Origin of the sequence: Bradyrhizobium liaoningense, assembly GCF_018130955.1 — a bacterium.
GTDB lineage: Bacteria > Pseudomonadota > Alphaproteobacteria > Rhizobiales > Xanthobacteraceae > Bradyrhizobium > Bradyrhizobium liaoningense_C.
This window is the reverse complement of sequence record NZ_JAFCJM010000001.1, coordinates 116,280-134,484: the sequence shown is the minus strand read 5'-3', so window position 1 is coordinate 134,484 and position 18,205 is coordinate 116,280. Positions and strand designations below refer to the sequence as shown.

The window sequence follows — 18,205 nt, the reverse complement described above, 5'->3', positions numbered from 1 at the left end:
TCGGCTCCGCTGCCTTACACGGTCCAGGGCGCAGCGCGCCCGGCGTCGATCTGATATTTGGCGATGGCCTCGGCCACGACCGCCAGCTTGATTGCGCCTTCGTCGGCGAGCGCCTTGAGCGCAGCGACGGCGACGTAGTGCCGATCGACCTCGAAGAACTTGCGCAGCTTCACCCGGTAGTCGCTCCGGCCGAACCCGTCCGTGCCGAGCACGACGTAGCGCCGCCCGGCCGCCTGGACGTATTCCCGGATCTGATCAGGGTAGTTGCGCATGTAGTCGGTCGATGCCACGACCGGACCCGCATGGCCCTCAAGCTGGTTTTCGACCCAGCTCTTGCGACGCGGCTCGGTTGGATGCAGCAGGTTCCAGCGCTCCGCTGCCATGCCATTACGGCGCAGTTCGTTGAAGCTGGTCGCGCTCCACACGTCCGCCGTCACGCCGAAGTCCGCCTTGAGCAGATCGGCGGCCGCGATCACTTCGCGCAGGATCGTGCCCGAACCGACGAGCTGGACGCGCAGCCCCTTCTTCGCGCTTTCGCCGCCATTCTTGAGGAGATAGAGTCCCTTGAGAATACCCTCCTCCGCGCCCTCGCCGGCGTCGGCGAGCGCGGGATGCGGATAATTCTCGTTCATCAAGGTGATGTAGTAGTAGACGTCCTCCTGCGCCTCGTACATGCGGCGCATGCCTTCGCGCACAATCGTCACGACCTCATAGGCAAAGGTCGGATCGTAAGAGATGCAGTTCGGGATGGTGCCGGCCAACACGTGGCTGTGGCCATCCTCATGCTGCAAGCCTTCGCCGTTCAACGTGGTGCGGCCGGCCGTACCGCCGAGCAGGAATCCGCGGGCACGCATGTCACCCGCGAGCCAGGCGAGATCGCCGACGCGCTGCAGGCCGAACATCGAATAGTAGATGTAGAACGGGATCATCGGCACGTTGCTCGTGCTGTAGGACGTCGCCGCGACGATCCAGCTCGACATCGCGCCGCCTTCGTTGATGCCTTCCTGAAGCACCTGACCGCTCTTGTCTTCGCGGTAGTACATCAGCTGATCGGCGTCCTGCGGCCGGTAGAGCTGGCCCACCGACGAGTAGATGCCGAGCTGGCGGAACATGCCCTCCATGCCGAAGGTGCGGGATTCATCCGGCACGATCGGCACAATGTGCTTGCCGATTGCCTTGTCGCGCACGAGGGCGCCTAGCATCTGCACGAACGCCATCGTGGTCGAGATTTCACGCTCGCCGGTGGCGTCGAGCAGCCGCTGAAACGTCGACAGCGGCGGAATTTGCAACGAGGCGGATTTGCGCCGGCGCTGCGGCAGGCTTCCCCCCAGCTTTTGGCGTTGGGCTCGGAAGTACTTCATCTCCGGACTGTCTTCCGGCAGCTTGATGAAGGGAACCTTCGCCAGTTCCGCGTCTGCGACCGGCACCTGAAAGCGATCGCGGAAGCCGCGCAGCGCGTCCTGCGTCATCTTCTTGGCCTGATGCGCAATCATCTGACCTTCGCCAGATTCCCCCATGCCGTAGCCCTTGACGGTCTTCGGCAGGATCACTGTCGGCTGGCCCTTGTGGTTCACCGCCGCTGCATAGGCCGCGAAGACCTTTTCCGGATCGTGACCGCCGCGTGCCAGCTGCCAGATCTCGTCGTCGCTCATGTCGGCGACGAGCTGTTTCAGCTCGTCATACTTGCCGAAGAAGTGCTCGCGGATATAGGCGCCACTCTTGCTCTTGAAGTCCTGGTACTCGCCGTCGACGCATTCCTCCATGCGCTTCAGCAAGAGCCCGCTCTTGTCCTTCTGCAGCAGGCGGTCCCAGCCCGCCCCCCAGAGCACCTTGATGACGTTCCAGCCGGCACCGCGAAAAACGCTTTCGAGCTCCTGGACAATCTTGCCATTTCCACGAACGGGCCCGTCGAGCCGCTGCAGGTTGCAGTTGATGACGAAGATCAGATTGTCGAGATTTTCGCGACCGGCGAGCGAAATCGCGCCGAGCGATTCCGGCTCGTCCGTTTCGCCGTCGCCCATGAAAGCCCAGACCTTGCGATTGGAAGTCTCGGCCAGCTTGTGGTTCTGGAGATACTTCAGGAAACGCGCCTGATAGATCGCCATCAGCGGCCCCAGTCCCATCGACACCGTCGGGAACTGCCAGAAATCCGGCATCAGCCAGGGGTGCGGATAGCTCGACAGGCCCTGGCCGCCGGTCTCCTGTCTGAAGCCGAGAAGCTGCTCCTCGCTCAGCCGGCCCTCGAGAAAGGCGCGCGCGTAAATGCCGGGCGAACAGTGGCCCTGGACGAAAATCAGATCACCGCCATGATCTTCCGTCGGCGCATGCCAGAAATGGCCAAAGCCGATGTCGTAGAGCGTGGCAGCGGACTGGAAGCTCGCGATGTGGCCGCCGAGCTCCGAGCTCTCCTTGTTGGCGCGCAGAACTATGGCAAGCGCGTTCCAGCGGATGATCGAGCGCAGCTTGTGCTCGATGGCACGGTCGCCGGGCAACGGCGGCTGCTGGTCCAGAGGAATCGTGTTGCAATAAGGCGTCGTCAGCGTCTGCTGAATATTGAGGCCGCCGCTACGGGCGGCGTCAATCATCGTATTGACGACGAATTCGGCTCGTTCGCTGCCGCGGTGACCCCGGATGGCAGATAGCGCGTCGAGCCATTCCCGGGTCTCCTGCGGATCCAGATCGTGCGCGTCCGCAACTTTCATTACCCTCTCCATTGCATGCCAAGCCGAAGTCCAGACGTCACTGATCATTGCGCCCCGCGGTCAGGCGGAAGCGCGCAATGTCGCGCAGGCGATATCGCTCGTCGCTCTAGGTGAAAGATTGAGTGTTGGCTGGCATCTGAACGTCCCCTCGCATTGCTTCTAAGAACTGCTTTTCTTTTGCAGCTTGTTAAGCAGCATTCGTGCCATCCACCGGAAGGGCAAGCCGTTCATGCCCATGCCATTCATTTTGCTGCGGTTTGTCGGGCATCTGATCGAGGCATCTGGCATATTCGGCCCGCGACTTGTCTGGCCCTCCGGAAAACAGCCAACAGGTTCCGCCCGAAAGATCGGATCATCAGGCGGAGCACCAAATGACGCCGCGTGTCGACCGCTTGAACTTCCAACAGCCCGGCCGAAAGCGCCGTGCCGCGAGCACAAGCGCGAGTGTGACAAATCGAGTTGACTAGCTTCATTCGGACCGCGAATGTCCGCGACCGGCATTCTCTTGCATTTTCGAGCGCGCAGCGGCGCGAGCGGTGCGATTACAAGTGGTTTCGCTACGCATCATCCTCGGCTCTCGCACATCACAGGGCTTGACCAAATGACCGTCATACTTGATCTCCTCGGCAACGATCCACGGGCGAAGGGACGGCCCGAGGTGCCGCGTCACCCCGAAAAGGCGAACCGCCCCGATACGCCGATACAGAGCAAGCCCACGTGGATTCGGGTGAAGGCTCCTGGCTCGGCAGAGTGGGCCGAGACCAGGCGCATCGTGCGCGAGAACAAACTCGTGACCGTTTGCGAGGAAGCTGGCTGCCCCAACATCGGCGAGTGCTGGGCGAAGAAGCACGCGACCTTCATGATCATGGGCGACACCTGCACGCGCGCCTGCGCCTTCTGCAACGTGCGCACCGGCCTGCCGGGCCCGCTCGACGCCGATGAGCCGGCCAAGGTTGCCGAAGCGGTCGCCAAGCTTGGGCTAGAACACGTGGTCGTCACCTCAGTCGATCGCGACGACCTCGCTGACGGAGGCGCAGCGCATTTCGCTGCGACGATTGCGGCCATTCGCGCAGCGAGTCCGGGTACGACGATCGAAATCCTCACTCCGGATTTCCTGCGCAAGAGCAGCGCACTCGAAGAGGTCGTTGCTGCGAAGCCCGACGTGTTCAACCACAATCTGGAGACGGTGCCGTCGAAATATCTGACGGTGCGGCCCGGCGCACGTTATTTCCATTCGGTCCGGCTGCTGCAACGCGTGAAGGAGCTCGATCCGCAGATATTCACCAAGTCTGGTATCATGGTCGGCCTCGGCGAAGGCCGGAGCGAGGTGCTGCAATTGATGGACGACCTTCGTTCCGCCGATGTCGATTTCCTGACCATCGGTCAGTATCTGCAACCCACGCGCAAGCATCACGCTGTCGTACGCTTCGTACCTCCGGACGAATTTGAAGCCTATGAGAAGGTCGCTTATGGCAAGGGCTTTCTGCTGGTATCGGCCACGCCGCTGACACGCTCCTCGCACCACGCCGGAGACGACTTTCGCAAGCTCCGCGAACGCCGGCGCGGTTAACGACCGGAGACGCACAGCCGAGCACCGGAGCGCGGTTTGAATCACTCGGCGCACGGTCACAGCTCCTTTTCGGCGAGTTCGCGAAACTCGTGGGAACGGAGCGAGAGATGCCCAGCGCCACCGAGCCGTATCCAATCGCGTCCCATCCGAAGCGACCGCGAATCTTGTCGATGGCACGATCGGCCGCCAATCGTGCCATGCCTATCTTGGTTCCGGGGCGGCGGCGTTCATCTTGAAGTCCAAGTGGAAGTTCGAGCTCCAGATCCCAGCGCTCTTCGAGATGCGACACAGAGATCGCCAGGAGCGAAATCGTCTTCTGATCAGGGTGTTCTGCGAGGACAGCGCGCACGAGATCCTCGGCGATCTCGGCAAGGATAACGGTCGCGAAGATTGGTGCGTCGAGCGTGACCGACCGGGTGGCCGAGTTCAGATTTGCGAAGCGAACGCGGACCGTCACGGTGCGACCAGGCCTGGATTTAGCACGGAGCCGGGAGCCGATTCGGTCAGCGAGGTGAAGCAGGGTTGGGCGAAAAACGTCCTCTTCGGCAGGCTTCCTGCCAATTGCCGATTGCGCTCCTGCCGATCGGGCCCGGCGGTGAGGCTTGATTTCCCTTGGATCGCGGTTCCACGCCAGTGCGGCAAGTTTCTCTCCTGCCGCGGGACCGAGCAGCCGTTCAAGCGACCATCCCGGTGTCTGTGCCAGTTGGCCGATGGTTAGCACGCCGATCTCGGCGAGCCGTGTGCTCGTGACTGGGCCCACTCCCCACATGAGTTCGACGGGCAGGCGGTGGAGGAATTCCAGTTCGGTGCCGGGATCGACGACCACTAGCCCGTCGGGCTTGGCAACTTGCGAGGCGATTTTTGCCAGATGCTTGGTGCGCGCCACACCAACTGAGATCGGAAGGCCAAGCTCAGTGCGCACCCGCTGGCGGATTGCGCCGGCAATTTCGGCAGGTGAACCGAAGAGATGGGTGCAGCCCACAACGTCAGCAAAGGCTTCGTCAATGGAAATGCGTTCCACAAGCGGCGTGAAATCGCCGATCACCTTGATGGCGGCGTCGCCCAGCCGTTGGTATTCCCCAAAATGCCCGCCGACAAACATGAGTTGCGGGCAGAGTTCGCGCGCCTGTCGTCCCGGCATGCCCCCGCGCACTCCGAAGGCCTTGGCCTCGTAAGAAGCGGCAAGCACAACGCCACTTCCGACGGCGACTGGTTTGCCGCGCAACGACGGGTCAAGCAGCTGCTCTACCGAGGCATAGAAGGCGTCCAGGTCCGCATGCAGGATGGTGGCTGTCGTAGCCATCCCGATCGTTTGCCCGTGGCGTTTCGAGGACGTTGCAGCACCAAGAACATAATGAGAACATTCGTGGCGGGTGTCAAGCTACAGAGTGCGATCGAAGCAATACGTACCGCGCGGCTGGTTTCTCAAGGAGTGGTGTATCGGCCTCGACAGATCGTCCAAGCGGGATTGATCTTCGCGAACTCACAGCTCTTCGAGGCGACGCCACGCGTGCAGCACGCGACGGCCATGCGAGCTGAACGCGAAGAAGCAACCTCCGCCGGCGGGTTGGTCATGGCCGCGATCAATCTCCAAGCCGGAATAATGGCAGTACAAAAGAGTACCCACGCCACCGTGGCCGACAAAGAGCACGTCGCCCGGCCTATTGCGCGCCAGCACGTGCTCGACCTCGCCAACAATGCGCCGCTGGGCGTCAACCGCTCGTTCCCAGCCACGAATGCTGATGTGGGGTTGCCCGAAGAACTGATTGGCCACCGCCTCGAACTCGTCGGGGACGAGGAAGCCTGTGGCCGATCGGTCGTTCTCGTGCATCTCCTCGCGCACCTCTATGTCGACGCCCAGCTTTGCGGCAATGATCGCAGCGGTCTCGATCGCCTTTCGCTCGCCGCTGGAGATGACCTGCGTGGTACCCGACAGCCGTCCCATGGTCGTCACGGCTTCCGTACGCGCTTTCCCGACCTCACTGAGGCCCCAGCACGGAACGGGAATCGACGGATCGATATTCACCTGAGGATGGGTCAGATAGCGCACGACATTCGTCATGATTGAATGATCACGCTCTCAGGCCTGCTTGCAATCGGCATCGTGTCGCCTCCGTCAATCGGCTTGTGTTGGAACACGCAGGCCGGAGGCGTCGAAGACGTGCATGTCGGGAGTCGCCGCAACGAGCGTCACCGTCTCGCCCGGCGACGGCGTCCGGCGGCCGCGGACCTCTGCAACGAACATCCTGCCGTCGACGCCGCGCACATAGGCGAAGGAGGCCTCGCCAAGCCGTTCGACCAGCTCGACGATGCCTTCGACGGCGAAGGGACCGTCGACGCCCCGGCCAAGATGCTCCGGACGGACACCGACCGTCAGCACATCGCCAGCCTTCAATGAGGTCGCCGGCAACTCGAAGCTGCGAAAGCCAGGTCCAGCCACACGTGCGCATCCGCGCTCTACACTGCCAACCTTGGCTTCGAAGAAATTCATCGCGGGCGAGCCAATGAATCCGGCGACGAACAGATTGGCGGGCGAATAGTAGAGATCGAGCGGCCTGCCGACCTGCTCGATGCAGCCCTTGTTCATCACGACGATGCGATCCGCGAGCGTCATCGCCTCGACCTGGTCGTGCGTGACATAGACGATCGTCGATTTCAGCAGCCTATGCAAATTCGCGATCTCGACGCGTGTCGAGACGCGCAAAGCTGCATCGAGATTGGAGAGCGGCTCGTCGAAAAGGAAAACGGCGGGCTCGCGCACGATCGCGCGGCCGATCGCAACGCGCTGACGCTGGCCGCCGGAGAGATCGCGCGGATAGCGCTCGAGCAACTCCTCGAGCCGCAGCATGCGGGCCGCCTCCGTGACGCGCCGCTCGCGTTCGGCGGGCGGCACTCCGGTGAACTTCAGCCCGAACGTCATGTTCTTACGCACATTCATGTGCGGATAGAGCGCGTAGGACTGGAACACCATCGCGATGCCGCGCTCGGCAGGCGCGAGCGTGTTGACCAGCTTGCCGGCGATATGGATGTCGCCGCCCGATGCGCCATCGAGCCCGGCAATCAAGCGCAGAAGCGTCGACTTGCCACAGCCTGAGGGGCCGACAAGAACGACGAATTCACCGTCCTCGATGTTCAGGTTGACATCGTTGAGAACTGTCGTCGCGCCATAGCGCTTGTTGAGGTGCTCGATGCGCAGATTGGCCATTCTGACAACCTATTTGACTGCGCCGGAGGTAAGGCCCGCGATGAGTTGGCGCGAGAGGATCACGTAGATCACGACGACCGGCAGGATCGCCATCGACAGCGCGGCCAGCACGGAATTCCAGTCGGTGATGTATTGGCCTAGAAACTGTTGCACGCCGAGCGTGACCGTATGGGTCGAGTCGCTTGACGTCAGGATCAGCGGAAACCAGAGGTCGTTCCAGATCGGCACGATGGTGAAGACGGCCACAGTCGCGATCGCCGGGCGCAGCAGAGGGGCGACCACTTCGAAGAAGATGCGAGTTTCCGGCACGCCGTCGCAGCGCGCGGCGTCGCGTAAGTCCCTAGGGATCTGCTGGATGAACTCGCTCAATATGAAGATCGACATCGGCAGACCTTGCGCTACGTAGACGAGGATCAAGGCCGTCAGTGTGTCGTTGAGGCCCGAAGACCGCATCATGTTGAGGATCGCGACAGAACCAAGCCGGATCGGCACCATGATGCCGATTGACAGAAACAGTGCGAGCGCCGTCGAACCGCGAAAGCGGTATTCGGTCAGCGCCCAAGCCGCCATCGCGCCAAACAGCAGCACGAGCGCCATGCTGACGAGGGTCACGATCAGCGAATTCGAATAGTAGGTCAGGATATGAGAGGAGCGAAAAACCTTCTCATAGCCGACGAGGCTGAAGGTCGCAGCGTCCGGCAGCGCGAGCGGGCTACCGAAGATGGCGCTGCGCACCTTGAACGAATTCATCACCACCAGGAGGATTGGACCTACCGCAAGCAGGCTGTAGGCGATCAGGACGAGATGGACGCCAAGGCTCCTTGCGCGCTGCTCCGCCGCCATGCCGCCTCCTAGAAAGCGTAACGGCGGATGCGCCGCTGCACGAGGAAGAGATAGAGGCAGAGGCCGACGAGGATGATGAAGAACATGACAGTCGCGACTGCGGCGCCCATCGTCGGATTGCCGAGCTGCAGTTGGTTACCGAAGAAGGTGCGATAGAAGAACGTGCCGAGAATATCGGTCGCGAAATTCGGCCCGGCAAGCGCGCCCTTGACCGAATAGATCAGATCGAAAGCGTTGAAGTTGGCGACGAAGGTCAAGACCGAGACCAGGCTGATCGTCGGCAGGACGAGCGGAAGCTTGATGTGGAAAAAGATGCGGAAATGTCCGAGCCCGTCGACGCGTGCTGCGTCGATTAACTCTTCGGGGATGTTGAGCAGCGCCGCATAGATCAACATCATCGGGATGCCGACGAATTGCCAGACGGAAATGAGGGACAGGGTTACGAGCGCGCTCGATTCGAGCCCCAGCCAGGGAGCAAACAGGGAGCCCAACCCCACGGCCTTCAAAGCGCCGGCAGCTACGCCCCAGAGCGGAGACAGGATCAGGTTCCAGGAGAAGCCGACGATGACAACCGAAAGCATCGTCGGGAGAAACATGACGGTGCGATAAAAGCCCTTGAGCCTCAGGCCTGGCAGGCTCAGCAATCCTGCGAGCGCGATACCGATCGGATTCTGCACACACATGTGCACTGCGAAGAATATCAGATTGTTGCCGAGGGCATTCCAGAACGGCTTCGACCAGAGCGCGTCACCGAGCAGCGTTTCGAAGTTGGCAAGCCCGACGAAATACCGGGCCCCGGACGGATCGCTCGTGTAGGTGGAAAGCGCCATCGTCGCGACGAGCGGATAGATCGAGAACAGGGTGTAGATCACGACCGCCGGTCCGAGAAAGAACAGCAGAAGGCCCGCGAGTTTTGCGCGAGGCATCTGAGCGGTGATGTTCGAGACCGTTTCGGGCATGACGGAAAGAGATTGAACCTACCGTGCGTTATCGTCCCTCTCCGCTCTTTAGGCTCGCGCCATGTGTTAGCGGAGTATGCATAGCTATCGAAAAACAAGGAAAGTCCCTCTCCTCGCGAAAGCGGAGAGAGGGGCTGGCGTCACTTGGCGGGCTTGTACCACTTGTCGAGGCCGTCCTGGAGCTGCTTGCCCGCAGCATCGGGCGTCAGCTTGCCGTTGACGACCTGCGCGGACACGTTCCAGAGCTCGTTTTCCAGATTCGGCGTGCCGCGCGACAGGACCTGATACGAGTTGCGGATCGTTGACTTGCAGGTCTGGCGCCATCCGACCATCGTCGCGGCGACATCGTCGTCCACCTTCACCGGAGTCTTGGCAAGGGGGAAAAAGCCGGGAAGCGCATTGGCGTAGATCGTTGCGAATTCCGGCGTCGTCAGCCATTCCAGGAACTTCTTTGCGTCTTCCTTATTCTTCGACGCTGCGTTGACGCCCATCGCGATGTCGGTGTGATCGGAGATATAGCAATCCGTCGTGCCGGCCGGCTGGGGCGGTGGGAATGCACCCATGGCGAATTTCGCCTGGCCGCGGAACGTCGAGATATCCCACGAGCCGGCCGCATAGATCGCGCCCTTGCCGAGCGAGAACAGGTTCTGACTGTCGGCGTAGGTCTGTGCCTGGAAGCCCGATCCGAGATACGGCGCCCAGCTCGCGATCTCCTTGAAGGCCGCGACGTATTGCGGGTCGGTCAGCTTCTCCTTGCCGGCAATCAGATTGGCGCGACCAGTCTCGCCCTTCCAATAGTCGGGACCGACGTTCTGGAAGCCCATGGTCGCGGCCTCCCACTGGTCAGCCGTGCCCATCACCAGTGGGACGTAGGTCCCGTCCTTCTTCAGCTTCTCGAGTACGGCGTGGAATTCATCGAGCGTCTTTGGCTCGGACACGCCGACCTTGGCGAAAGCTTCCTTGTTGTAGATGAACCCGGCGATGACGGAGGCGATCGGAACACAGAAGGTGGTTTTGCCGTCATCCGTTTGCCATGCGGCCTTCGCGACATCGGAGAAATTGTCCATGCCCTTGAGGCCGTCGACCCCGTCGAGCTGGCGCTTTTGATAGAGCGCGAGCGAGGCGTCGAAAGGACGGCACGTGATGAGATCGCCGGCAGTGCCGCCATCGAGCCGCGCGTTGAGGGCGGCGTTGTATTCCTTGGGCGCCGAAGGCGCGAACTCGATCTTGATGTCGGGATAATGCTTGTTGAAGGCGGGAATGATCTTCGAGTTCCAGATGTCGGCGTCGTCATTGCGCCAGCTCTCGATCTTCAACGAGCCTGCCTCGGCCGACGCAAGCCCCGCAAGCAACGCCAACGCGGCAACCCCAGCTCCCTTTGCAGCCTTGAATGTCCGTCTCATGCTACGCTCCCTTATTCGGGCCTTCGCCCTTGATCCCGTGGACGCCTGCGCGGCGCAATGCATCGTCTATCCGGCCTTCCGCAGCAGCGAGCCACGTGACGGCTTCGCTCATGCTGACGATCCCGCAGGCAATCAGGATCGCTGGCTTGACCTCGCCGGCGGCCTCACGCAGCGCCGCTTCTGCTTTGGCATTGCTGACTCCGGCGATTGTTGCGACGATCCCGCGCGCCCGCTCGCGCAATTTCGCATTATCGGCCTTCAGATTGACCATCAGGCCCTGATGGATGTGACCGAGCTCGAATCCCATCAATGATGAGAGCATGCCGAGCGCGGCCTTCTGCGCAGCCCCGGCTGCGAGTCGGGTCGAGCCGCGCAGCGCCTCCTCCCCGCTTTCGAGCATGATCGAGGCGTCGGCGCCAACGAGCAGGGGCGAACCTGGACGGTGCGCAATGCCGATCACGAAGGCGCCACAGCGGCGCGCCTCGGCGGCGGCTGCGACGGTGAACGGCGTCGAGCCGCTCGCCGATACGGCGATCACGGCGTCGCGGGAGAGATCACCGAACGCGGTTATGGCCCGCTCACCGGCTGCGGCGTCGTCCTCAGCGGCTCCATCAATGCGGAATGGCTCGGCGGTCCCGCCGGGCAGGACAATTGCGATGCGGCTCAGCTCAAGGCCAAACGTTCCGGGAAGCTCGGCAGCATCTTCGGCCGCCGCAAGACCGGAGGAGCCTGCACCCGCATAGACCAGACGCCCGCCTGCTCGCCAGATCGCGGCGAGGCGAAGCGCGGCCGCGCGGATGTCTTCGGAGGCAGCCGCGACCGAAGCAATCGCCCGGCGGTAGGATGCGAGCATCGCCTCCGCGAACATCGCCTCATCGACCACCACGACACCGCCGGTGTCGCGCCACCTCTCTGCGTCCGTCTCCAAGCTCGTCAGTACCGACATCGTGAATACCAATGGTAGATACCTCTTGTATTTGTTTTAGCCACGTGACATACCACTTGTCTAGAGGCGTTAAGAATTTTTTTAGGAGGCCCCTTGGCGACGGCCCAGTTCTTCCTCGGTGTGGACGGCGGCGCGACCCGTTGCCGCGCGAGACTGCGGGACTCGTCGGGCCGCGAGCTCGGGCGCGGCCTCGGGCCGGCTTCGAATATCTATCTCGATTTTGACGAGGCCATGCGGGTCGTCCGTGAAACGATCGAGTCCGCGATCGCCGCCGGTGCGCCAAGGCAGGAGATCGCGGTCGGCCTTAGCCTTGCCGGGCTTTCGGACGACGAGGAAGCAGAGCGTGTCTCCGCCGCCCTGCCCGGCTTTGCGCGCATCGTGGCTGTCAATGATGCCATCGCCGCCTGCGTCGGTGCCAACGGCCTCAGCGACGGCGGCCTGATCATCGCTGGCACGGGCTCGGCGGGCATCGCTCGCGTGGGAGGTAGAACGACTATCATCGGCGGACGCGGTTTCTGGCTCGGCGACGACGGATCGGCCGCGCGCCTCGGCGAGTCGGCGTTACGCGCGACGCTGCGTGCGATCGATGGCCTCGAACCGATGAGCGGACTCGCGCAAGCGCTCGCGCGCCATTTCGATGACGACCCATTGCGGATGAGCCGCTGGGCAGCAGACGCGAGGCCCAGAGACTACGGCGCGTTCGCACCCCCGATCCTGGAGGTCGCCAGGTCCGGAGATATGCGCGCGCGCGAAATTGTCGGCGAAGCAGCCAGCGCGATAGCGGCGCTTGCGAATGCGCTGGCTGCGCTTGGCGCCGAGCGCATTGCGCTCGCTGGCGGCTTCGGTGAGCCCTTGCGCCCCTTTTTGCCGCCTGATGTGGCCAAGCGCCTCGCCCCGCCGCAGCGGGACGCAGTCGACGGCGCAATCCTGCTCGCTGGCGGAACGCTCGCGGAGGACGCGGCATGTCCATGACGGTCGAAACCGCGCCGGGCCAGAAGCTCTATCGTGCCGTGGTCGACGCGCTTCGGCGCGAGATCGAGACCGGACGCTTCGCGGAGACGCAATTGCTTCCGGCCGAGCGCGTATTGTGCGAGCTGCTCGACGTATCGCGCACCACGCTGCGCAAGGCGATTGCCGATCTGATCGCCGAAGGCGTGCTGTTTCACCGCCATGGCGCCGGTACCTTCATCCATCGCGCAACGCCGCGCGTCGAACAGCCCTCGTCGCGTCTTACGAGTTTCACGGAAGACATGCGGCTGCGCGGATTGGAGGCGAGCTCGCGTGAACTTGAGCGCGGCGTGTTCCTGCCGACGCCGGAAGAGGCCATGATGCTTGGCGTAAGGCCGAACGAACGCGTGTTCCGGCTGGGACGCTTGCGCCTGGCCGACGGTTCGCCCATGGCGATCGAGCGCGCCGCCGTGCCGATACGCTTTCTTCCTGAACAGAATTCGGTCGGCGGCTCGCTTTACGAGGCGCTCTCGGCGAAGGGCTTCAAGCCCACCCGCGGCCTGCAGCGCTTGCGTGCGACCCTCGTCGATAATGCGGATGCGGAACTGCTCGGCGTCGCACCGGACAGCCCGGCGCTCTATATCCAGCGTATCGCTTATCTCGCCGACGGATCCTGCGTCGAGTTCACGAAATCCTGGTACCGCGCCGACGCCTATGACTTCGTTTCCGAACTCACGCTGTCGCCACCGGCCCGAAAGGCGCACCGATGACGACTCACATGCTTCAGGAGATTGGCGAGGCAGGCGAAGCGGTCGCGCGCCAGCTTGGCCAGAACGCGGAGCGGCTCGCTGAACTTGGGGCGCGTCTGCGCGCCCTCGATCCGCCGCTCGTCGCAACCATCGCTCGCGGCTCGTCGGATTGCTGCGCGCTCTATCTGAAATACCTCGTCGAGATCGTTTCGGGCGTGCCCTGTGCCTCCATCGGCCCCTCCATCGCGACACTTTATCGTACGCCGATGCGGCTCGAAGGCGGCGTTTCCGTCGCGATCTCGCAATCGGGACGCAGCCCAGACATCGTCGAAATGCAGCGCTCCGCACGACGCGGCGGTGCGCTGGCCGTCGCACTGGTCAACGACGTGGCCGCGCCGCTCGCGCAAGAGGCCGAACTGCTGCTGCCGTTGTGCGCAGGCACGGAACGTTCCGTCGCCGCAACCAAATCGATGGTTGCAGGTCTCGCCGCGGGCGCGAGCCTCGTCGCGGCCTGGCGCGAGGATCGGCAGCTCGCAGACGCCCTCACCGGTCTGCCGGACCTCCTCCGCGGGCAAGGAACGCCGCCGCCCGCGGCGATGCTCGAGAGGCTCGCAAATGCCCGCAGCGCTTTCGTGCTCGGTCGCGGCGCGACGCTTGCGATCGCCGCGGAGGCGGCTCTGAAGCTCAAGGAAACCTGCGCGATTCACGCCGAGGCCTATTCCGCGGCCGAGGTGCTGCATGGCCCGGCCGAGCTTGTGGCCTCGGACTTTCCCGTCATCGCCTTCCTGCCGTCCGACGCAGCCCGCGAAGGCATGCTGCCGACGCTCACGGCGCTGGCCAATGCCGGCGCGACGGTGATTGCAATCGAAGCGGGCGGCGCTGACGAGGCAGATCGTCTCGCTACGGCGAAAGCCGAAGCGACGCTGCTGGAGCCCATCGTCATGATCCACCGCTTCTACCGCCTTGCCGAGGCGCTTGCGCTCCGGCTCGGGCGCGATCCCGACCGCCCGCGCAACCTGCGCAAGGTGACGGAGACTGTTTAATGACCATTCTGTCCGGCGCGCGGATTTTCGATGGTGAGCGTTTTCTCGATGACCACTCAGTCGTCGTCGAAGGCGGGCGCATCGCGGCAATCGTTCCTCACTCCGAGAGACCTCAGGGCGCCGTGCGCGATCTCGGCGGCGGCCTGCTCGCGCCCGGCTATATCGATGTGCAGGTCAATGGCGGCGGTGGCGTCCTGTTCAACGAGGACCCGACAGCCGCAGGCATCGCCCGCATTGCAGCTGCCCATCGCAAGCACGGCACCGTCGGGCTGCTGCCGACGCTGGTGACCGACACGCCGCAGGTGATGGCGGCGGCGATCGCCGCCGCGCGCGAGGCGCGGCATCTGACCCCGGCGACCCTCGGCATCCATCTGGAAGGGCCCTTTCTGGACCCGCACCGCAAGGGCGCGCATGAGCTCCGATACATCCGCGACCTCGAGCCCGGCGACCTCGCGACCATCGCCAATGCGAATTGCGGGGCGGTCATGCTGACGCTCGCGCCCAATCGGGTCCGCGTCGAGAGTATTGTCGAACTCGCGCGGCATGGTGTGCTCGTCTCGCTCGGCCACTCCGATGCAAGCTACGCGGAGGCATGCGCGGCTGTCGAAGCCGGCGCACAGGCGTTTACCCATCTGTTCAATGCCATGAGTGCGCCCGCCGGGCGCGAGCCAGGCATGGTCGGCGCCGCGCTCGATCTCACCGAGGCTTTCGTTGGAATCATCGCGGATGGTCATCACGTGCACGAGGCGAACTTGCGTATCGCCTTCGCCGCCAAGCGCCACGATCGTTTCATGCTGATTACGGATGCAATGCCACCGGCGGCCGGCGGGCCCGATCAATTCGATCTACAGGGCCGCCGCGTGTCTCGTGCAGACGGCTGCCTGCGGCTCGAGGATGGAACGCTCGCAGGCTCGGTTCTAACCATGGACGAAGCCGTACGCTATGCCGTCAACGTCGTGCGACTCGATCTCACCGACGCCCTCGCGATGGCGTCGCGCGTTCCGGCGACGTTTCTCCGGCGCGACGCGGAACTTGGCCGTATCGCACCAGGCTATCTCGCGAGCCTCGTACATCTCGACGACCGTTTGCGCGTGCTCGAAACTTGGATCGAGGGCCGTGCAACCGCCGACGCTCCAAGCGCGACGAGCTGGCAGGCAACACCTGACTGAGGGACCGATCGAGCAATGTCCTCGCCCTCCATTTCGACCGCACAGAATGTTCGCGTTCTCGTGGTTGGCCTCGGCACCATGGGAACCAGCCATGCTCACGCCTACAGATCGGTCGAGGGATTTGAGCTCGTCGGTCTTTGCACCTCCCGCGCAGCGGATCGCGACGATCTCGAGGCCGAGTTTCCCGCTCTTCCGCGCTTCGAAAGCTTCGACGAGGCGCTCACGAGCTTGCGTCCCGGTCGCGCTTCGTCGAGATCGGCCGGACGCTCGGAAAGCCGCTCGTGATGCGCATGAATCTCAACCAGCAGTCTGCGGGCTCCTTCTGGGAGGTTCATAAGAAGCTCATGCGGTCGACTTCGCCGATCGTCGATTGCGGCGTCCATTACGTCGACATCATGTGCCAGGTGACGCGAGCGCGTCCTGTCGCGGTCCACGCGGTCGGGGCGCGATTGACGAGCGAGATCGCGCCGGCCATGTACAATTACGGCCATCTTCACATCACGTTCGACGATGGATCCGTCGGCTGGTACGAGGTCGGCTGGGGTCCGATGATGAGCGAGACCGCTCATTTCGTGAAGGACTTGATCGGCCCGAACGGCAGTGTGTCGATCGTCGCGAAGGAGAGCACCGATGCGGGCGCGCATTCGGCGGACCATGACACGCATACGCGGACCAACGCCCTTCGCATCCATCACGCGGCGCGCGACACCGAAGACCGCTTTGCGAAGCCGGACGAGTTGATCTCGACAGCAGACGAACCCGGCCATCAGGAGCTGTGCGAGCGCGAGCAGCGGCTGTTTCTGAGCGCGATCCGTGGCGAGATCGACCTATCCGAGCATCACGAGGACGCGATCAACTCACTCCGCATCGTCTTTGCCGCCGATGAGAGCGTTCGGAGCGGGGAAGTCGTCCGCCTGTAAATCTGCACCGATCGAATGCGCCGCGCGCCTCTAGCGCGGATCGTCCGCCACGCGCTCCAGCTTCTGCAAGCAACGCGTAGTGCGAACCACGGCCGGCATGTCCTCGTCCGGAAAATTCGTCTTCCAGTCGGTAACGCCGACCTCGCCGACATACATGTCGCCCCTCGAATCCAGCGCGATGCCGTGCGGCGCGAGGAATTTGCCGCTCGCAAGACCGGGGCCATCCTCGCCGCCGAGCCGCGCGAGGCGCTTGCCCTTGGCGTCCACAATCGACAGCCGCGGGCCGAGATTGGGCACCTTGCGGTTGACCGGCATGGCGGGACCCAGCTCGCCGATCACGAAGGTCGGGCTCTTGCCGCCGCCGCAACAGCACAGCGCGCACGGCCGGTGCAGGTTGTTCCACTGCGTCTCGTATTTGCCGTTCCCGTCGAACACCTGCACGCGATGATTCTCGCGGTCGGCGACATAGACCCAGCCATCCGCATCAGTGACGATATTGTGCACGATATTGAACTGGCCAGGGTCGGTGCCGGGCTCGCCCCAGCTCTTGATCAGCTTGCCATCGGGCGTGAATTTGTGAACACGGGCGTTGCCGTAGCCGTCCGAGACGTAGATCTCGCCCTTCGGGGACAGCGCGGTGTGGGTGCAGCGATGGAAGGGATCGCCGCTCATAAAAGGCACGGGTTTTTCGGGAACGCCGATAGTCAGCAAAACCTTGCCGTCGGTCGTGCACTTGCGCACGGTGTGGTCGCCGTCGTCGGTGCAGTAGAGATTATCGTCGGCATCGATATCCAGGCCGTGTGCGCGGTTGAACAGTCCCTCGCCCCAGCTCCGCAAGAAGTTGCCGTCGCGGTCGAGCACCACCATCGGATGGGCGCCGCGGTTGAAGACGTAGATCCGGTCCTTGCTGTCGACGGCGACGGAAGCGACGTCGGTCAGCTGCCAGCCGTCCGGCAGCTTTGCCCAGTTGTCTACGACGCGGTAGCGATGCTCCCCCGTGCCCAGAATGGCTGACACCTGATCTCCCGTCATTGCCTGCTTGCGGCGCGTGACCGCTCAGGCGAAGGTGCAGCCCTTGGACTCCAGCACCTTGCCGATGCCGGAGAGTTCGAGGATGTCCCCGCCGGCCTTGAGCGCCTTCATCACGCCGGCTTCCTTCTCCTCGCGCGCCGCGGACTTGACGCAAACGTCGGCAATGTTCTCCTTCGGCACGATGACGACACCGTCGTCGTCGGCACTCACGATATCGCCGGGGCGGACGGAAATTCCGCCGATAACGATCGGCTGATTGATGTAGCCGAGGGTCTCCTTGACCGTGCCCTTCATGCACAGGCCGTAGGAGAAGACGTTGAAGCCGGTGTCACGCACCGCCAGTCCGTCGCGAACGCCGGCATCCGTGACCAGGCCGACGATGCCCTTGGCGACGCAGGCCGTCGCCAGCACCTCGCCGAAGCCGCCCTGCTCGGGATGATCGCCTGCGCTCACCACGAGCACGTCGCCCGGCTTGGCCAGCGAAATCGCCGTGATCAGCATCATATTGTCGCCCGGATGGCAGCTCACCGTCAGCGCCGGTCCGCAGGCGCGCATCCCGGAATAGATCGGCTTGATCCGGGAGGTCAGTGCGCCCGATCGCCCCTGCGCCTCGTGCAGGGTGGACGGAGGAAACTTCTTGATGCGCTCGACAAGGTCGGCGGCGGGCCGATCGAATGTCCTGATCACATGCACCATGATATCCTCCTTGCGGCCGC

14 protein-coding genes and 2 pseudogenes are annotated in these 18,205 nt (G+C 63.4%); 6 read left to right on the top strand and 10 right to left on the bottom strand.

Annotated features, from left to right (window positions below; translation table 11 throughout):
- Window positions 1-14: 14 nt before the first annotated feature.
- On the bottom strand, window positions 15-2,702 hold the full coding sequence (gene aceE, locus JQ632_RS00630; protein ID WP_409363459.1) for a pyruvate dehydrogenase (acetyl-transferring), homodimeric type: 2,688 nt from the start codon (window positions 2,700-2,702) through the stop codon (window positions 15-17).
- A 601-nt stretch (window positions 2,703-3,303) separates the two neighbouring features.
- Between aceE and lipA the strand changes: the two genes are divergently transcribed.
- Window positions 3,304-4,272, top strand: coding sequence for a lipoyl synthase (lipA, locus tag JQ632_RS00625; RefSeq protein ID WP_212400284.1), 969 nt, complete (start codon window positions 3,304-3,306; stop codon window positions 4,270-4,272).
- A 56-nt stretch (window positions 4,273-4,328) separates the two neighbouring features.
- On the opposite strand, the pseudogene dinB reads toward lipA, so the two are convergent.
- The 7 genes and pseudogenes from dinB to JQ632_RS00590 form a co-directional block, all read right to left on the bottom strand.
- A pseudogene (gene dinB, locus JQ632_RS00620) lies at window positions 4,329-5,575 on the bottom strand (DNA polymerase IV).
- Between the two features lie 180 nt (window positions 5,576-5,755).
- Window positions 5,756-6,217 carry a histidine phosphatase family protein gene (locus JQ632_RS00615; RefSeq protein ID WP_312015550.1) on the bottom strand — a complete coding sequence of 154 codons (462 nt, stop codon included), beginning with the start codon at window positions 6,215-6,217 and terminating at the stop codon, window positions 5,756-5,758.
- Window positions 6,218-6,388: 171 nt separating this feature from the next.
- Window positions 6,389-7,477 (bottom strand): ABC transporter ATP-binding protein, encoded by a 1,089-nt coding sequence (locus tag JQ632_RS00610; RefSeq protein ID WP_212400282.1) that lies wholly within the window; start codon window positions 7,475-7,477, stop codon window positions 6,389-6,391.
- 9 nt (window positions 7,478-7,486) lie between these two features.
- Complete coding sequence (locus JQ632_RS00605; RefSeq protein ID WP_212400281.1) at window positions 7,487-8,320, bottom strand: carbohydrate ABC transporter permease; 834 nt, start codon at window positions 8,318-8,320, stop codon at window positions 7,487-7,489.
- A gap of 8 nt (window positions 8,321-8,328) precedes the next feature.
- Window positions 8,329-9,246: a carbohydrate ABC transporter permease gene (locus JQ632_RS00600; protein WP_212400512.1), complete on the bottom strand. Its 918-nt coding sequence runs from the start codon at window positions 9,244-9,246 to the stop codon at window positions 8,329-8,331.
- A 173-nt stretch (window positions 9,247-9,419) separates the two neighbouring features.
- Window positions 9,420-10,682: an ABC transporter substrate-binding protein gene (locus JQ632_RS00595; protein ID WP_212400280.1), complete on the bottom strand. Its 1,263-nt coding sequence runs from the start codon at window positions 10,680-10,682 to the stop codon at window positions 9,420-9,422.
- Window position 10,683: 1 nt separating this feature from the next.
- Window positions 10,684-11,628 (bottom strand): N-acetylmuramic acid 6-phosphate etherase, encoded by a 945-nt coding sequence (locus JQ632_RS00590; protein ID WP_212400279.1) that lies wholly within the window; start codon window positions 11,626-11,628, stop codon window positions 10,684-10,686.
- A gap of 93 nt (window positions 11,629-11,721) precedes the next feature.
- On the opposite strand from JQ632_RS00590, the gene JQ632_RS00585 reads away from it, so the two are divergent.
- From JQ632_RS00585 to JQ632_RS00565, 5 genes and pseudogenes are all read left to right on the top strand, one after another.
- Window positions 11,722-12,600, top strand: coding sequence for a BadF/BadG/BcrA/BcrD ATPase family protein (locus JQ632_RS00585; protein WP_212400278.1), 879 nt, complete (start codon window positions 11,722-11,724; stop codon window positions 12,598-12,600).
- Window positions 12,591-13,346 (top strand): GntR family transcriptional regulator, encoded by a 756-nt coding sequence (locus JQ632_RS00580; protein WP_249151179.1) that lies wholly within the window; start codon window positions 12,591-12,593, stop codon window positions 13,344-13,346. The genes JQ632_RS00585 and JQ632_RS00580 overlap by 10 nt, the downstream gene beginning before the upstream one ends.
- Window positions 13,347-13,354: 8 nt before the next feature.
- Complete coding sequence (locus tag JQ632_RS00575; protein ID WP_249151178.1) at window positions 13,355-14,368, top strand: SIS domain-containing protein; 1,014 nt, start codon at window positions 13,355-13,357, stop codon at window positions 14,366-14,368.
- Window positions 14,368-15,537 carry an N-acetylglucosamine-6-phosphate deacetylase gene (gene nagA / locus JQ632_RS00570; RefSeq protein WP_212400276.1) on the top strand — a complete coding sequence of 390 codons (1,170 nt, stop codon included), beginning with the start codon at window positions 14,368-14,370 and terminating at the stop codon, window positions 15,535-15,537. The genes JQ632_RS00575 and nagA overlap by 1 nt, the downstream gene beginning before the upstream one ends.
- A 15-nt stretch (window positions 15,538-15,552) precedes the next feature.
- Window positions 15,553-16,457, top strand: a pseudogene (locus JQ632_RS00565) (Gfo/Idh/MocA family oxidoreductase).
- Between the two features lie 30 nt (window positions 16,458-16,487).
- Here JQ632_RS00565 and JQ632_RS00560 read toward each other — a convergent pair.
- The gene (locus JQ632_RS00560; protein ID WP_212400275.1) at window positions 16,488-17,474 is read right to left on the bottom strand and encodes a peptidyl-alpha-hydroxyglycine alpha-amidating lyase family protein; all 987 of its coding nucleotides are present in this window, start codon (window positions 17,472-17,474) and stop codon (window positions 16,488-16,490) included.
- Window positions 17,475-17,513: 39 nt separating this feature from the next.
- Window positions 17,514-18,185: a 4-carboxy-4-hydroxy-2-oxoadipate aldolase/oxaloacetate decarboxylase gene (locus tag JQ632_RS00555; RefSeq protein ID WP_212400274.1), complete on the bottom strand. Its 672-nt coding sequence runs from the start codon at window positions 18,183-18,185 to the stop codon at window positions 17,514-17,516.
- Window positions 18,186-18,205 lie beyond the last annotated feature (20 nt).

Coding starts and splice junctions, on each gene's coding strand:
- aceE (WP_409363459.1), bottom strand. CDS start 2,702: ATGAAAGTTGCGGACGCGCACGATCTGGATCCGCAGGAGACCCGGGAA.
- lipA (WP_212400284.1), top strand. CDS start 3,304: ATGACCGTCATACTTGATCTCCTCGGCAACGATCCACGGGCGAAGGGA.
- JQ632_RS00615 (WP_312015550.1), bottom strand. CDS start 6,217: ATGGGACGGCTGTCGGGTACCACGCAGGTCATCTCCAGCGGCGAGCGA.
- JQ632_RS00610 (WP_212400282.1), bottom strand. CDS start 7,477: ATGGCCAATCTGCGCATCGAGCACCTCAACAAGCGCTATGGCGCGACG.
- JQ632_RS00605 (WP_212400281.1), bottom strand. CDS start 8,320: ATGGCGGCGGAGCAGCGCGCAAGGAGCCTTGGCGTCCATCTCGTCCTG.
- JQ632_RS00600 (WP_212400512.1), bottom strand. CDS start 9,246: ATGCCTCGCGCAAAACTCGCGGGCCTTCTGCTGTTCTTTCTCGGACCG.
- JQ632_RS00595 (WP_212400280.1), bottom strand. CDS start 10,682: ATGAGACGGACATTCAAGGCTGCAAAGGGAGCTGGGGTTGCCGCGTTG.
- JQ632_RS00590 (WP_212400279.1), bottom strand. CDS start 11,628: ATGTCGGTACTGACGAGCTTGGAGACGGACGCAGAGAGGTGGCGCGAC.
- JQ632_RS00580 (WP_249151179.1), top strand. CDS start 12,591: ATGTCCATGACGGTCGAAACCGCGCCGGGCCAGAAGCTCTATCGTGCC.
- JQ632_RS00575 (WP_249151178.1), top strand. CDS start 13,355: ATGCTTCAGGAGATTGGCGAGGCAGGCGAAGCGGTCGCGCGCCAGCTT.
- nagA (WP_212400276.1), top strand. CDS start 14,368: ATGACCATTCTGTCCGGCGCGCGGATTTTCGATGGTGAGCGTTTTCTC.
- JQ632_RS00555 (WP_212400274.1), bottom strand. CDS start 18,185: ATGGTGCATGTGATCAGGACATTCGATCGGCCCGCCGCCGACCTTGTC.